Genomic DNA, 13,584 nt, shown 5'->3' with positions numbered 1-13,584 from the left:
CGTCCCGGAAGCCAACAGACGCCCCCGGTAACGCATCCCGGCGTGCCGGTTCCCCCTCAGCTCACGCGTTCGTAAGCGAGCCCCCGCGCCAGCCAGCACCCCACCGTGACGCCCGCCACGCGCCCCGCGCCATCGCGCCGGAAGGCCAGCGTCCAGTCGCCGGGTGGCGTGTGGTCCAGCGCGCGCGGGCAGGGCAGCGCCCAGAGGTCGGGGCCGATCGGCTCCAGCGGCTCCATCCGCCCCTGGCCGAGGAAGCCGCCGAAACCGCCCTGCATCGCGCCGCCGGCATCCACCACCGTCAGCGTCGCATCCAGCTCCGCGCAGCGATATTCGCCGGCGATGTCGGTGGCGGGCTCGCCGGGACGCGCGACGAGCAGCGCCACCTGGTTCTCCTGCGGGCGTTCCATGCGCAGGCCCTGCGGCGTCATCGCCAGGCGCGTGCGGCCATTATCCGCGCTGCCATCCTCCCGGATGTCGAGCCGCTCCGCCGAATGGCCGAAGCGCAGCCGCAGCAGGCCGGGTGCCGCTTCGTCGATGCGGGCGGAAAGCCCCGTCTCCGGGTCCTGGTAGGCGCCGAGCCAGGCGGGGGCGGGGCGCGGCACCGGCGCGGGCCGCGCCTCCCCCAGCACCGCGGCCACGGCATCCAGCGCCGCGGCGCCGGCATCCGACAGGTGGTTCAGCATCACGACGACGGACAGCCTTTCGGCCGCGACATGCACGCGATGGCTGCGCCAGCCGCGCAGCGCGCCGCCATGGCCCGTCGTCGCGCGGCCGAACTCCCGCCCCCGGCCGAGCCCGAAGCCATAGGGCGCGGGGGCGCCATCCGCGAAGGTCACGGGCGCCGACAGGCGGTTGTAGAGGCCCTCCGCATCGTCCCGCGTCGCGTCGATCCAGCGCTCCCACGCGATCATGTCATCGAGGCTCGCGCCCAGCCCCGCATCGCCGGTCCAGAGGATGTTGTTCCGCGCCGGCACGAAGCCGGTGGCGACGGAACCCTCATAGCCCTCCGTCCCATCCGGCATGGCGCGCGTATCGGCGGCGAGGAAGGCGCTGCCCATGCCGGCACGGCCGAGGACATGGTCGCGCAGCAGCTCGGCGAAGCCGCGGCCGGTGACGTCCTGCAAGGCGTCGGACAGCAGCCGGAAATTCTGGTTGACGTAGGAATAGCGGCTGCCCGGGGCGAATTGCAGCGACTGCGTGGCCCCGATGACGCGCGCCGTCTCCTCATCCCCGAAGGGCGCCTCCGCCGGCGACCCGTGCAGCATCGCCACCGCCCAGTAGTCGCGCAGCCCCGACTGGTTGTGGGCGAGGTGCCGGACGGATGGCATGGCGCCCTCGAGGCGGGGCAGCCGGGCGCGGATGGCCGGTGCCAGCGCCTCCGGATCCGGCAACGCCGCCAGCATCGCCGCGCAGGTGAACTGCTTGGTGATGGAGCACATGCGGAACAGGCTGCGCGGCGTGAAGGGGATGCGCCGCTCGGCATTGGCGTAGCCCCAGGCATGGCGCACCAATATCTCCCCCCGCCGCAGCACGGCGATGGCACCACCGGGGCCAGGGTAGCGGCGCGGCAGGCTGGCGATCAGCGTATCGAGCGTCTGGGTCATGCCGCGCAGTGTCACCGCCGATGCGCAAACGGCAAGCCCCGCCAGCCTGCCCATTCGCGCGGCAAGCCGATCGTTTCGCAGGCCCGTTGCGGGTTTTCGCTGTTGCTGCCTAGGCTCTTGCCGTTCCTCGGGGGCACGGCCATGGCAGGGATCGCGCGGCGCGGATTGGTCATCGGCCTCAGCCTGGCACCCGGCATCCTGCGTGCGCAGGGCAGCGCCTTCCCGGACCGCCCCATCCGCCTCGTCGTCCCCACCGCGCCGGGCGGCAGCCTCGACATCCTCGCCCGCGCCATCTCCCGCAAGCTGGGGGAGATGCGGGGCTGGCAGGTGGCGGTGGAGAACCGCAGCGGCGCGGGCGGCGCCATCGCCATGGATTTCGTCGCGAAGTCCCGCCCCGATGGCCACACATGGCTGATCGCGAGCGAGCCCTTCACCGTGAACCCCAGCGTGATGCCGAACCTGCCCTTCGACCCGCTGCGCGATTTCGGCCCGCTCGCGCTGGTGGCGCGGCTGTCCCAGGTGCTGGCTGTCGGCCGCAACAGCCCGCTGCGCGACTTCGCGGATTTCGTCCGCACCGTGCGCGCGGGGAACGAGGTGACGATCGGCCATTCCAGCGCGACCTCCCCAGGGCGGATGACGGCGGCGCTGCTGCAATTGGCGGGCCTGCGCGTGACGCCCGTGACCTATCGCGGCGGCGGCCCCGCGGTGCAGGACGCGGTGGCCGGCACCATCGATGGCACCATCGTCACCCTGCCCGCCACCCTGCCCTTCCTGAACGAGGGCACGCTGCGCGCGCTGGCCGTGACCAGCAGCCATCGCAGCCCCTTCCGGCCGGAGGTGCCGGCGATGGCGGAGACGCTGCCGGAGGTGGTCGTGGATAGCTGGCAGGCGCTGTTCCTGCCCGCCGGCGTGCCCGCCGACCTCACGCAGCTGCTCAACGCCGCCATCGCCGCCGTCATCCGCACGCCGGATTTCGACCGCTTCCTGAAGGACCAGGCCTTCGAGGCCGCGATCGGCCCGCCGGAGGAGCTGGCGGCGATGGTGCGGGAGGAAGTGCCGAAATGGCGCCGCGTGGTGCAGCAGACCGGCATGCGAATTGATTGATGCCCTCAGGCGCCGGGCACGGCCTCCGGCCGCCTGGCTCGCCGTGCCGAAGGCACGCCTGCGGCGTGACGGACCACCGGCGGGCCGCCTTCGCGGCCTCGGCCAGCTTTGCTGGCCGCACCTCTGACACGCGCCCCAGCACAGGGAACACCGCGCATGAGCCCCCGCCCCTTCCACCTCGCCTGGTTCCTCTCCCGCGGCTATGGCCCGAAGGCCTGGCGGCATGACTGGGGCGGCGATGCCTCGCGCTGGATGATGCCGGACCTCTTCGTCGATCTCGCGCGGTCCATGGAGCGCGCCTGCTTCGACTATCTGATCATCGAGGACAGCTGCAACGTGCCCTACACCTACCAGGGCTCGCACGACACCTACCTGAAATACGCCGCCGCCACGCCGAAGCTGGATCCCGCCGTGCTGGTCCCCTACCTCGCCATGGCGACGAAGCATCTCGGCATCGTGCCGACGCTGTCCACCAGCGAATACCCGCCCTTCCTGCTGGCCCGCCTGGTCAATTCGCTGGACCACGTCACCGAAGGCCGCGTCGGCTGGAACATGGTGACGGGCAGCAATGATGGCGGGGCGCAGAATTACGGGATGGAGCGGCACCACGCGCATGACGATCGCTACGACCGCGCCGATGAGGTGGCGGAGATCGTCACGCAGCTCTGGGAGTCCTGGGAACCGGATGCGGTGGTGCTGGACCGGGAAGGTGCGGTCTTCGCGGATGGCCGGAAGGTGCATCCCATCGACTACAGGGGAAAGTTCTTCTCCTGCCGCGGCCCGCTGAACGCGCCGCGTTCCCCGCAGGGGCGGCCGGTGCTGTGCCAGGCCGGCGGATCGCCGCGCGGCCAGCGCTTCGCCGCGCGCTGGGCGGACACCATCATCACCAATGCCGGCAGCGTGGAGGCGATGAAATCCTACCGGGAGACGGTGCGCCGCCAGGCCATTGCCGACGGGCGCGACCCCGACCGCATCAAGGTGCTGTTCCTCGCCTATCCCATCGTCGATGTCTCGATGGAGGCCGCGCGCATGCGGCGGGACCGGGAGGTGCAGGACGCCGCCGAGAACCTGGAGATGAACCTCGCCATGATGTCGCGGATGAGCGGCATCGACTTCTCGAAATTCGATCCGGACGAGCCGCTGCCGGAACTGACGACCAATGGCCACCAGTCATCGGTGGCGAAATACACGGGCCGCACGCCGCGCGCCATCGCGCTCGGCCTCGCGACCAAGTCGGGCATCGACTACACCGGCACGGTGGACCATGTGGCGGGGATGATGGCGGAGATCATGCAGGAAGTCGGCGGCGACGGCTTCCTGCTCTTCAACGGCGATTTCACGCGACGCTATGTCGCGGAAATCACCGATGGGCTCGTCCCTGAACTCCAGCGTCGCGGCCTGGTGAAGAAGGGCTACGCCCACCGCAGCTTCCGCGACAACCTGATGGAGTTCTGAAGCGGATCAGATCGTCCGGTAGGCGCGGTTGAAGTAGAGCAGCGGCGCGGCCTCCGGCAGCGTCTCCACCGCCAGCACCTGGCAGAACAGCACGCTGTGCGTGCCCACTTCCGTCACCTGCGCGATGCGGCAGTCGAAATTGGCGATGGCGCCGCGCAGCACCGGCGCGCCCGTCACCAGCCGGGTCCATTCGCCCAGCGCGAAGCGGTCCGCCAGGGTGCCGCTGCTGCTGCCGAAGGCACTCGACAGCGCTTCCTGTCCCGCCGCCAGCGTGTTGACGCAGACCACGCCATTCGTCCGCACCAGCGGGGTGGCGGAGCCGTTGCGCCGCACGCAGACCAGCAGCGTCGCCGGATCATCCGTCACGCTGGTGACGGCGGAGGCGGTGAACCCGCCGTCCCCGGCCGGGCCCGCGGTGGTCACGAGGTTCACCGCCGCGGCCAGCAGGGCCATGCCGCCGCGGAACTGCTTCTGATCGACGGGGGACAGGGTTTCGATGGCCGGCGCGTCAGACGGCATGCGGGACGGATCCTGGACAGTAAAGGGCGGGAGGCATCGGGCGGAGTCCTTGTTGCGCGTCGCAGATGGGGGCCAGGATACGCTCTGACGAGCCCCGGTCCATCGTTAGCTTCACCTGGGAGGAGCGGCCCCGTGCCGATCGAGGACATCGCCGACCATCCCGACGGCCTGCTGGCGCAGCTGCACATCCCGGAAGGCCCCGGCCCCTTCCCCGGCGTGCTGTCCGTGCATGGCGGCGCCTGGACCTTCGGCGACCGGCTGATGAACGAGGTCCTGCACCAGCGCCTGGCCGCCGCGGGCGTGCTCGTCATGGCGCCGGAGATGCGCAAGCCACCCGTGGCGCGCTATCCCGGTTCGATCCAGGACATCCACCTGGCGGCCCGCTGGCTGAAGGCGGAGGGGCCGCGACGGGGCCTGCGCGCCGGCGGCATCGCGGGGCTTGGCACCTCCTCCGGCGGGCACCAGGCGGCGCTGCTGGCGCTGCGGCCGCGCCATGCGGACTACGCGGCGCTGCCGGGGCCGGCGGGCGATGGCGCGCTGGCGCGGTTGGCGCTCTGCTGGCCCGTCACGGACCCGCTGGCGCGCTACCGCATGGCGCAGGCCACGGGCGCGCGGAACCTGATCGAGGCGCATGAGGCCTGGTGGCCGGACGCGGCGGCGATGGAGGATGCATCCCCCCAGCACATCCTGGACCGGGGGGAGGCCACGGCGCCGCCGCCGCTGCTGGTCATCCAGGGCGGGGCCGATGCCAATGTCACGCCGGACATGGCGCCACGCTTCGCGCAGGCCTGGTGCGCCGCGGGCGGCCGCGCGGAGCTGCGGCTGTTCCCCGGCCGCGGGCACCTCTTCGCCACGCAGGATCCGGATGCCGCGGATTCCCGCGCGGCGATCGAGGCCATCATCGCCTTCCTGCGGGAAGGCTAGGCGAGGGCCTCCGCCACCCGCGCGGCCAGGCGCTTCGCCACCTCCTCCTTCGGCAGGCGCGGCCAGTCCTCCACGCCAGCCGCCGTCACCAGGTGCACGGCATTCTCCGCGCCGCCCATCACGTCGCCGGAGACGTCATTCGCCACGATCCAGTCGCAGCCCTTGCGCAGCCGCTTGGCGGTGGCGTGTTCCACCACCTTCTCCGTCTCCGCCGCGAAGCCGATGACGAGGCGCGGGCGCTGCGTCGCGTGCTGCGCGACGGTCGCCAGGATGTCGGGGTTCAGCGCCAGGCGGATCTCCGGCGGCGGCGCGCCGGGTTCCTTCTTGATCTTCTGGGTGGGCGCGGAATCGGGGCGGAAATCCGCGACGGCGGCGGCGAAGATCGCGGCATCCGCGGGCAGCGCGGCCTGCACCGCCGCCAGCATGTGGCGGGCGCTTTCGATGCGCCTGACCGTGACGCCGGCGGGATCGGGCTGGCTGACCGGGCCGCTGACCAGCGTGACGCGCGCGCCGAGCGCGGCCAGCGCGGCCGCGATGGCATGGCCCTGCCTGCCGCTGCTGCGGTTGGCGATGTAGCGCACGGGATCGATCGCTTCCTGCGTCGGCCCGCTGGTGACGATGATGTGGCGACCCTTGAGCGGACCATCGCGCAGCATCGCCTCGATGGTCGCGGCCAGCGTCACGGGCTCCACGAGGCGCCCGGGGCCGCTTTCCGGCTCCGCCATCGCCCCTTCCTCCGGCCCCGCCACGGCGACGCCGCGGGCGCGGAGTGTCGCCATGTTGGCCACCGTCGCCGGATGCGCCCACATGGCCGGGTTCATCGCCGGCGCCACCAGCACCGGCGCGCGCGTCGCCAGCAGCACGGTGGAGGCGAGGTCATCCGCCAGCCCCTGCGCCATGCGCGCGATCATGTTGGCCGAGGCCGGCGCGATGACGACAAGGTCCGGCCAGCGCGCCAGGCGGATATGGCCGATCTCGGCCTCCGCCGCCCAGAGATCGTCATGCACCCGCGCGCCGGAGATGCCGGCCAGCGCCTCCTTCGTCACGAAGCGCGCGCCGCCGGCGGTGAGGATGGGGGAGACCTCATGCCCCGCCTTGCGCAGCAGGCGCGTCAGCTCCAGCGCCTTGTAGGCGGCGACGCTGCCGGAGATGATCAGGAGGATTCTGCGGCCATGTCCCATGGCGGCAGGGTAGCCATCCGGGGCCAGAGCGAACAGGGGTCGGGCATGGTGCAGGGCGGCGTGCGGTGGCTGCTGCGGGCGGAGGGGCTGGCGCTGCTGGCCGCGGCGGCCATGGCCTATGGCGCGACGGGGGCGTCCTGGTGGCTCTTCGCCGCGTTGTTCCTGCTGCCGGACATCGCCATGCTCGGCTACCTCGCCGGCCCGCGGATCGGCGCCCTGGCCTACAACACCGCGCATGCCACGCCCCTGCCGCTGGCCATCGGGTTGCTCGGCTGGTGGGCGGCGCCCTGGCTGCTGCCCTATGCGCTGGTCTGGCTGGCGCATATCGGCTTCGACCGTGCCGCGGGCTACGGGCTGAAATACGCCAGCGCCTTCCAGGACACGCATCTCGGCCAGGTCGGTCAGCGCAAGGCGGGCTGAGCCGCCATCACCGTCGCCATCATCGTCGCCATCATCGTGGCCACCAGCACCTCCCGCCCCGCCGCATCGCGCGCGAGCACATCGGCGCGGCAGAAGCTGAGCGTGCGCCCGGGCTTCACCACCTCGCCCCGCGCCACCACGGCGATGCCGGCGGCCGGGCGCAGGAAGCTGGCCTTGAACTCCACGCTCAGCACCTCCGCCCCTTCCGGCATCAGGGACAGGGCGGCGAAGCCGCAGGCATTGTCGGCCAGCGTCGTCAGCACGCCGGCATGGAACAGGCCGTGATGCTGGGTCAGGTCGTCGCGGAAGGCGCATTCGATGGCGCAGCGCCCCGCGGACAGTTCGACCATCCGCGCATCCAGGTTGCGCATGAAGCCCTGCCGCGCGAAGGCGGCGCGGACGCGCGCCTCGGCTTCTACAGCCGCCATCCCGTATGGATCGCGACGATCCCGCCGGAGAGGTTGCGGTAGGCGACGCGTTCCAGCCCCGCGCCGCGCATCATCTCGCAGAGTGTCTCCTGGTCCGGGAAGCGGCGGATGCTTTCCGCCAGGTATTCGTAGCTGTCGCGGTCCTTGGCCACGCGCGCGCCGATCTCCGGCAGCACCTTGAAGGACCAGGTGTCGTAGATGCTCGCGAGCGGCGCGATCTCGACGCGGGAGAACTCCAGGCAGTGGAAGCGCCCGCCCGGCCGCAGCACGCGCCGCGCTTCCCGCAGCACCGCGTCCTTGTCGGTGCAGTTGCGCAGCCCGAAGGCGATGGAGATCTTCTCCACGCTGCGGTCCGGCAGGGGGATGCGTTCGGCATCCACCACCGCGTAGTCCAGGCCGTCGACGATGCCGCGGTCCAGCGCCCGCTTCTGCGCGACCTCCAGCATGGCGGGGTTCACATCGGTCAGGATAACGCGCTTGGCGCCGCCGGCCAGCGCGCCGAAGGCGATGTCGCCCGTGCCGCCGGCCAGGTCCAGCAGCGTCTCCCGCTTCGAGGCGCCGATGGCGTTGACGAAGATGCGCTTCCAGATCCGGTGGATGCCGAGCGACATGAGGTCGTTCATGAGGTCGTAGCGGGGCGCCACGCTCTCGAACACCTGGCGGACCAGGCTGGCCTTTTCGGCCTTGGGAACCTCGCGGAACCCGAAATCAACGGTGTCGGTCATCGTCCCACCTTGCCACTCGCACCGCCCCCCGGCAATCAATCGCCCCCGGGCACGCCCTGCCATCCCGCGCCGCCCGCCCCATTCAAGCGCCCCGCCGCGCCACCATCCCGCGGCAGCCTGGAGAAAAAATGCCGGAATTGCCGGAGGTGGAGACGGTGATGAGGGGGCTGGCGGCCGTGTTGCAAGGCCGCCGGATCATCCGTGCCGAGACCACCCGCCCCGACCTGCGCTGGCCCTTCCCGCCCCGGCTGGGGGAGCGGCTGACGGGCGCGCGCGTCACGGGCTTCCGGCGCCGGGGCAAGTACATGCTGGCCAGGCTGGATACGGCGGAGAGCCTGCTGATCCATCTCGGCATGTCGGGCCGCATGGTGGCGCGGCCGGTCGAAGGCCCGCCCGTGCCCTGGATGGGCCCCACGGGCCGCTTTTCCGATGCCCGCGGCCATAACGGCCCGCCGGAGGCGCATGAGCACCTGTTCATGGAGACGGATGACGGCACGCGGGTCGGCTTCGTCGATCCCCGCCGCTTCGGCTGCGTGGACCTGATGCCGACGGCGGAGGAGGACCGCCACAAGCTGCTGGACGGCATGGGGCCGGAGCCGCTGGAGGCGGATTTCACCCCCGCCGCGCTCTCCGCCGCCCTGGCGGGGAAGAAGACGCCGATCAAGGCCGCGCTGCTGGACCAGGGCGTGGTGGCGGGGCTCGGCAACATCTATGTGGCGGAGGCGCTGTTCCGCGCCGGCATCTCGCCGCGCCGCCTGGCCCATACCGTGGCGGGCGCCAGGGCCGCCCGGCTGGTGCCCGCCATCAAGGCGGTGCTGGAGGAGGCGATCGGCGCCGGCGGCTCCTCCCTGCGCGACTATGTCCGGGCGGATGGGGAGCTGGGGCGGTTCCAGGACCGCTTCTCCGTCTATGACCGCGAAGGCCAGCCCTGCCCGCTATGCCCCGGGCCGGAGAGCGGCTGCGCGGGCGTGGCGCGCATCGTGCAGTCCGGCCGCAGCACCTTCTATTGCGGCAAGACGCAGCGTTGAGGCCCCCGGCATCCTGCGCTACGCCTTCATCATCCAAGGGAGCGTCGCCGCATGGCCCATGAAATGATCCTGGTCGAGACCCAAGGCCGCGTCGGCGTAATCACGCTGAACCGGCCGCAGGCGCTGAACGCGCTGTGCGACCAGCTGATGACGGAGCTGGGCGAGGCGCTGCGCGCCTTCGATGCCGATCCCGCGGTGGGCGCCATCGTGATCACCGGCAGCCAGAAGGCCTTCGCCGCCGGCGCCGACATCAAGGAGATGAAGGACCGGACCTATCCCGGCGTCTATTTCGACGACTTCATCGGCAAGCGGTGGGAGACGGTCCTCACCATCCAGAAGCCGGTCATCGCGGCGGTGGCGGGCTTCGCGCTGGGTGGCGGCTGCGAGCTCGCCATGATGTGCGACCTGATCCTGGCGGCGGACAATGCGAAGTTCGGCCAGCCGGAAATCAACCTCGGCATCATCCCCGGCGCCGGCGGCACGCAGCGCCTGGTGCGCTCCATCGGCAAGTCCAAGGCGATGGAGATGGTGCTGACCGGCCGCATGATGGATGCGCAGGAGGCCGAGCGCGCCAACCTGGTCTGCCGCATCGTGCCCGTGGCGGACCTGGTCGCGGAAGCCGTGAAGATCGGCGAGAAGATCGCGAGCCTCTCCGCCCCCTCCGTCGCCATGGCGAAGGAGGCGGTGAACGTCGCCTATGAGACGACGCTGCGCGAAGGCGTGCGCTTCGAACGCCGCCTGTTCCTCAGCCTCTTCTCGACGGAGGACCAGAAGGAAGGCATGGCGGCCTTCGCCGAGAAGCGGAAGCCGTCCTTCAGCAATCGCTAACGGAAACCCGGGCGGTTGCGGCCTGATCGTGACCGCCCTGTTGCCCCCGCGTGACGTCCGTCCATTGACTCGGACGAGCCGCGGGGGATAGAAACCGCGCCTTCGCTGACGGGTCCGCCCGAAGGCTCCCGAAACATCCCGACTGGTCAGATACAGCAACCCATGGCGAACACGGCCTCCGCGCGCAAGCGCATCCGTCAGACCGAGAAGCGCACGGAGCGCAACCGCGCCCGCAAGTCCCGGGTCCGGACCTTCCTCCGCAAGGTCGAGCAGGCGATCGCCGGCGGCGACAAGGCGGCGGCGGCGACGGCCTTCCAGGCGGCGCAGCCGGAACTGCAGCGCGCGGCGGGCAAGGGCGTGCTGCACGCCAACACCGTGGCCCGCAAGCTTTCGCGCCTTTCCGCGCGCATCAAGGCCATCGGCGCTTCCGCCCAGGCCTGAGCCCCGTCGGACCCGGCCGTTGGCAACAACGGCCGGCTCGCACGGCGCCTGTTTTCCGAACCTGTGTGATCGAACCTGGTGGCGCGCTGCTCCCCGCGCCGGCTGCCGGGCGATAACGCATGTTCTTTTTCTTGTGCTGCAAACTGAATACTTTCACCCTCGAAGGCATGACTTGGTCAGGGTGCAGTAATCATTTGCGTGGGCCAAGCGTGGCGCTGTAGCTTCCGGGAAGCAGGGTGCATCCCCCCCGGAACGCGCACCACTGCCCCCCATGGCGGGTCCTCCGCAGCACGCAGTTCACATCGACAGTGCCCGTCTGGGCCATGAGGTTGGCAGGTGCGTCTTATGGAGAATGCGGTCGGTCCGTCGTCTCCGTCCTCCCCCCCGGCCCAGCTGGCGGAGGTATGGGCGCGCATCCGCGGCCGGCTGCGCGAGGAAGTGGGCGAGGTCGAGTACCGCACCTGGCTCCGCCAGATGACCCTCTCCGCCATCCAGGGGGAGGAGGCGATCGTTCTTCTCCCGACCCGTTTCCTGCGGGACTGGGTCCGCGGCCATTACGGCGACCGCCTGCGCGCCCTCTGGCAGGCCGAGATCCCCGCCATCCGGCGCATCGATTTCCGCGTGACGCCCGAACCCCGGGCGACGGAGCCCGCGCCCGCCGCCGCCCCGGTGGCGGCCGACCCGCCCCGCCAGGCGCCCCGCCCCGCGCCCCTGCGCGCGCCGGAAGCGGCCGAGGCGCCGGCCGGCCTGGCGGAGCCGCTCGGGCGCAGCGCCCCCGCCGCGGAAGCCCGTCCCGCGGACCCGCGCAGCGACTGGACCGCGCCGCTCGACCCGCGCTTCACCTTCGATACCTTCGTCGTCGGCAAGCCCAACGAATTCGCCTATGCCTGCGCCCGCCGCGTGGCGGAAAAGCCGGCCAGCCCGGGCTTCAACCCGCTGTTCCTCTATGGCGGCGTCGGACTGGGCAAGACCCACCTGATGCACGCCGCCGCCTGGGCCATCCGGGAAAGCGGCGCCGCCGAGGGCCGCCCGCCGCTCTCCGTCGCCTATATGTCGGCCGAGAAATTCATGTACCGCTTCATCGCGGCGCTGCGGTCCCAGTCCACGATGGAATTCAAGGAAAGCCTGCGCAGCGTGGACGTGCTGCTGATCGACGACCTGCAGTTCCTGATCGGCAAGGACAATACGCAGGAAGAGTTCTTCCATACCTTCAACGCACTTGTCGATGCCGGCAAGCAGATCATCGTGAGCGCGGACAAGTCGCCCTCCGACCTCTCGGGCATCGAGGACCGGCTGCGCACGCGCCTCGGCTGCGGCATGGTCGCCGACCTGCACGCCACCACCTACGAACTCCGCATCTCCATCCTGCAGGCCAAGGCGCAGAGCCAGGGCGTGCCGGTGCCGCCCAAGGTGATGGAATTCCTCGCCCACAAGATCACCTCCAACGTGCGGGAGCTGGAGGGCGCGCTGAACCGGCTGATCGCCCACGCCAACCTCTTCGGCCGGCCCGTCACGCTGGAAGGCGCGCAGGAGGTGCTGCACGACATCCTCCGCGCCCATGACCGCCGCGTGACGATCGAGGAGATCCAGAAGCGCGTGGCGGAACACTACAACATCCGCCTGACCGACATGTCCTCGCCCCGCCGCGCCCGCAACGTGGCCCGGCCCCGCCAGGTGGCGATGTACCTGGCCAAGCAGCTGACCAGCCGGTCCCTGCCGGAGATCGGGCGGCGCTTCGGCGGCCGTGATCACACGACCGTGATGCACGCGGTCAGCCGGGTGGCGGAGCTGATGCAGGCGGACAGCGCCTTCGCGGAAGACGTGGAACTGCTGCGGCGGATGCTGGAGACGTAAAGGCCAACCCTGGGGCTCTGCCCCTGGACCCCGGCAGGAGGCAGCGGCCTCCTGCACCTCCGTCAATGGGCGCGGATTGCGGCCAAGAGGTCTTCCAGCAACTCGGGAAGGGCCAACGGCGTGGCGTCGCCGCCGCCGCGGCCGAAATGGCCAGCAGCCTCCGTGGTCGTCCTGCCGAGCCGCGCCGCCAGGCGCACCAGCGCATCCTGGCACTGCTCCCGCGTCGGCAGCGCGGTCAGGCGCAACCCCTCCGGCAGCAGGTCATTGGCGCCCACCAGCGGAAGCCGCTCCGCCCCCACCTGGCGCTGCGCGACGATGCCATGGGCGGCGCGCTCCCCCTTCGCCACGACGAAGCTGCGATGCGTGAGCCCCGGCGCCACCCAGCTGATGCGCCGCGTATAGACACCGCCGAAGCGCCCCAGCGCCTCCGCCACCACCCGCGCCATCTCGTTGTGCATGACGACATAGGCGCGCTTCTCGGCCGGTCCCCACTTCCACCGCGTGGCACTGACGCGCGTGGCCGTGTGGTCCGCCCGCCAGGGGGAGACCGCGTTGCCCCGCTCCTCGAACAGGCCGGGATCGTCATAGAGCACGGCCGGCGAGGTCCCGCCGGGATAGGCCAGCATGTGCTCATAGGGCACCAGGCCCAGCGGCTCGCTGATCACGGCGCGATGGATGACGATGCCATCGGGATGCAACAGCGGCGCCAGGCTGAACAGCGCCTCGGGCTCCCCTTCCGCCCGCAGTCCCAGCAGCGTGGGATCGGCCGGCGCCATCGGCACGAAGCCGGCCGCGATCAGCGCGGCATTGATGCGCTTGTGCTCGGTGGAGAGGATATAGGGCTTTGTGCGTGTGCACGGCAGCAGCAGCAGCACGCGATGCGGCACCTCCGGCAGCACGGGGGTGTAGTCCCGGCCGACGAAGTCGAACCAGGCCTTGATGCGGGGATGCGCAAGGCTGTCCACATTGTCCTGCGGGCAGTAGAGCGCCAGCGAGGGATCCAGCGTGAAGGGCGCGCGGAACTTCTGCGCGGATTCGCGCACGCGCGTGTCGCGGTCATCGGTGGTGACCAT

Annotated in this window: 14 protein-coding genes; 8 read left to right on the top strand and 6 right to left on the bottom strand. The window is 71.1% G+C overall.

What is annotated here, in order from left to right:
- Window positions 1-56: 56 nt before the first annotated feature.
- Entirely contained in the window at window positions 57-1,604 is a 1,548-nt protein-coding gene (locus JJI54_RS05050; protein WP_203071521.1) for a D-aminopeptidase, read from the bottom strand.
- 141 nt (window positions 1,605-1,745) lie between these two features.
- Here JJI54_RS05050 and JJI54_RS05045 point away from each other — a divergent pair, with 141 nt between their 5' ends.
- Together JJI54_RS05045 and JJI54_RS05040 are read left to right on the top strand one after the other, a co-directional pair.
- Window positions 1,746-2,708, top strand: coding sequence for a Bug family tripartite tricarboxylate transporter substrate binding protein (locus JJI54_RS05045; RefSeq protein WP_203071519.1), 963 nt, complete (start codon window positions 1,746-1,748; stop codon window positions 2,706-2,708).
- 156 nt (window positions 2,709-2,864) lie between these two features.
- Window positions 2,865-4,163, top strand: coding sequence for an NtaA/DmoA family FMN-dependent monooxygenase (locus JJI54_RS05040; protein ID WP_203071517.1), 1,299 nt, complete (start codon window positions 2,865-2,867; stop codon window positions 4,161-4,163).
- A gap of 6 nt (window positions 4,164-4,169) precedes the next feature.
- Here the strand turns inward: JJI54_RS05040 and JJI54_RS05035 are convergent, their stop codons facing one another.
- Window positions 4,170-4,682 carry a flavin reductase family protein gene (locus JJI54_RS05035; protein WP_203071515.1) on the bottom strand — a complete coding sequence of 171 codons (513 nt, stop codon included), beginning with the start codon at window positions 4,680-4,682 and terminating at the stop codon, window positions 4,170-4,172.
- Between the two features lie 132 nt (window positions 4,683-4,814).
- Here JJI54_RS05035 and JJI54_RS05030 point away from each other — a divergent pair, with 132 nt between their 5' ends.
- Entirely contained in the window at window positions 4,815-5,606 is a 792-nt protein-coding gene (locus JJI54_RS05030; protein WP_203071513.1) for an alpha/beta hydrolase, read from the top strand.
- Here the strand turns inward: JJI54_RS05030 and coaBC are convergent.
- Window positions 5,603-6,787 (bottom strand): bifunctional phosphopantothenoylcysteine decarboxylase/phosphopantothenate--cysteine ligase CoaBC, encoded by a 1,185-nt coding sequence (gene coaBC, locus JJI54_RS05025; protein WP_203071511.1) that lies wholly within the window; start codon window positions 6,785-6,787, stop codon window positions 5,603-5,605. The genes JJI54_RS05030 and coaBC overlap by 4 nt on opposite strands.
- On the opposite strand from coaBC, the gene JJI54_RS05020 reads away from it, so the two are divergent.
- Window positions 6,779-7,207 (top strand): DUF4260 domain-containing protein, encoded by a 429-nt coding sequence (locus JJI54_RS05020; RefSeq protein WP_203071509.1) that lies wholly within the window; start codon window positions 6,779-6,781, stop codon window positions 7,205-7,207. The two genes, coaBC and JJI54_RS05020, sit on opposite strands and share 9 nt — an antisense overlap.
- Here the strand turns inward: JJI54_RS05020 and JJI54_RS05015 are convergent.
- Both JJI54_RS05015 and JJI54_RS05010 read right to left on the bottom strand, forming a co-directional pair.
- Window positions 7,189-7,635, bottom strand: coding sequence for a PaaI family thioesterase (locus JJI54_RS05015; protein WP_203071507.1), 447 nt, complete (start codon window positions 7,633-7,635; stop codon window positions 7,189-7,191). The genes JJI54_RS05020 and JJI54_RS05015 overlap by 19 nt on opposite strands.
- Window positions 7,623-8,360 carry a class I SAM-dependent methyltransferase gene (locus tag JJI54_RS05010; RefSeq protein WP_203071505.1) on the bottom strand — a complete coding sequence of 246 codons (738 nt, stop codon included), beginning with the start codon at window positions 8,358-8,360 and terminating at the stop codon, window positions 7,623-7,625. Before JJI54_RS05010 ends, JJI54_RS05015 begins: the two co-directional genes overlap by 13 nt.
- Before the next feature lie 128 nt (window positions 8,361-8,488).
- On the opposite strand from JJI54_RS05010, the gene mutM reads away from it, so the two are divergent.
- The 4 genes from mutM (at window position 8,489) to dnaA (ending at window position 12,511) form a co-directional block, all read left to right on the top strand.
- The gene (gene mutM, locus JJI54_RS05005; protein ID WP_203071503.1) at window positions 8,489-9,388 is read left to right on the top strand and encodes a bifunctional DNA-formamidopyrimidine glycosylase/DNA-(apurinic or apyrimidinic site) lyase; all 900 of its coding nucleotides are present in this window, start codon (window positions 8,489-8,491) and stop codon (window positions 9,386-9,388) included.
- Between the two features lie 51 nt (window positions 9,389-9,439).
- Window positions 9,440-10,216 (top strand): enoyl-CoA hydratase, encoded by a 777-nt coding sequence (locus tag JJI54_RS05000; RefSeq protein ID WP_203071501.1) that lies wholly within the window; start codon window positions 9,440-9,442, stop codon window positions 10,214-10,216.
- 162 nt (window positions 10,217-10,378) lie between these two features.
- Window positions 10,379-10,657 carry a 30S ribosomal protein S20 gene (gene rpsT / locus JJI54_RS04995; RefSeq protein ID WP_203071499.1) on the top strand — a complete coding sequence of 93 codons (279 nt, stop codon included), beginning with the start codon at window positions 10,379-10,381 and terminating at the stop codon, window positions 10,655-10,657.
- A 345-nt stretch (window positions 10,658-11,002) separates the two neighbouring features.
- The gene (dnaA, locus tag JJI54_RS04990) at window positions 11,003-12,511 is read left to right on the top strand and encodes a chromosomal replication initiator protein DnaA (protein WP_203072328.1); all 1,509 of its coding nucleotides are present in this window, start codon (window positions 11,003-11,005) and stop codon (window positions 12,509-12,511) included.
- A gap of 62 nt (window positions 12,512-12,573) precedes the next feature.
- On the opposite strand, the gene JJI54_RS04985 is transcribed toward dnaA, so the two are convergent.
- Window positions 12,574-13,584: a hypothetical protein gene (locus JJI54_RS04985; protein ID WP_203071497.1), complete on the bottom strand. Its 1,011-nt coding sequence runs from the start codon at window positions 13,582-13,584 to the stop codon at window positions 12,574-12,576.

The organism is Falsiroseomonas ponticola (genome assembly GCF_016805305.1).
Lineage (GTDB): Bacteria > Pseudomonadota > Alphaproteobacteria > Acetobacterales > Acetobacteraceae > Falsiroseomonas > Falsiroseomonas ponticola.
Note: the sequence above shows the minus strand (reverse complement) of the source record. Positions and strands in the feature narration are given on the sequence as shown.

Coding starts and splice junctions, on each gene's coding strand:
- JJI54_RS05000 (WP_203071501.1), top strand. CDS start 9,440: ATGGCCCATGAAATGATCCTGGTCGAGACCCAAGGCCGCGTCGGCGTA.
- JJI54_RS05035 (WP_203071515.1), bottom strand. CDS start 4,682: ATGCCGTCTGACGCGCCGGCCATCGAAACCCTGTCCCCCGTCGATCAG.
- JJI54_RS05045 (WP_203071519.1), top strand. CDS start 1,746: ATGGCAGGGATCGCGCGGCGCGGATTGGTCATCGGCCTCAGCCTGGCA.
- JJI54_RS05015 (WP_203071507.1), bottom strand. CDS start 7,635: ATGGCGGCTGTAGAAGCCGAGGCGCGCGTCCGCGCCGCCTTCGCGCGG.
- JJI54_RS05040 (WP_203071517.1), top strand. CDS start 2,865: ATGAGCCCCCGCCCCTTCCACCTCGCCTGGTTCCTCTCCCGCGGCTAT.
- mutM (WP_203071503.1), top strand. CDS start 8,489: ATGCCGGAATTGCCGGAGGTGGAGACGGTGATGAGGGGGCTGGCGGCC.
- JJI54_RS05050 (WP_203071521.1), bottom strand. CDS start 1,604: ATGACCCAGACGCTCGATACGCTGATCGCCAGCCTGCCGCGCCGCTAC.
- JJI54_RS04985 (WP_203071497.1), bottom strand. CDS start 13,584: ATGGTCACCACCGATGACCGCGACACGCGCGTGCGCGAATCCGCGCAG.
- coaBC (WP_203071511.1), bottom strand. CDS start 6,787: ATGGGACATGGCCGCAGAATCCTCCTGATCATCTCCGGCAGCGTCGCC.
- rpsT (WP_203071499.1), top strand. CDS start 10,379: ATGGCGAACACGGCCTCCGCGCGCAAGCGCATCCGTCAGACCGAGAAG.
- JJI54_RS05010 (WP_203071505.1), bottom strand. CDS start 8,360: ATGACCGACACCGTTGATTTCGGGTTCCGCGAGGTTCCCAAGGCCGAA.
- JJI54_RS05020 (WP_203071509.1), top strand. CDS start 6,779: ATGTCCCATGGCGGCAGGGTAGCCATCCGGGGCCAGAGCGAACAGGGG.
- dnaA (WP_203072328.1), top strand. CDS start 11,003: ATGGAGAATGCGGTCGGTCCGTCGTCTCCGTCCTCCCCCCCGGCCCAG.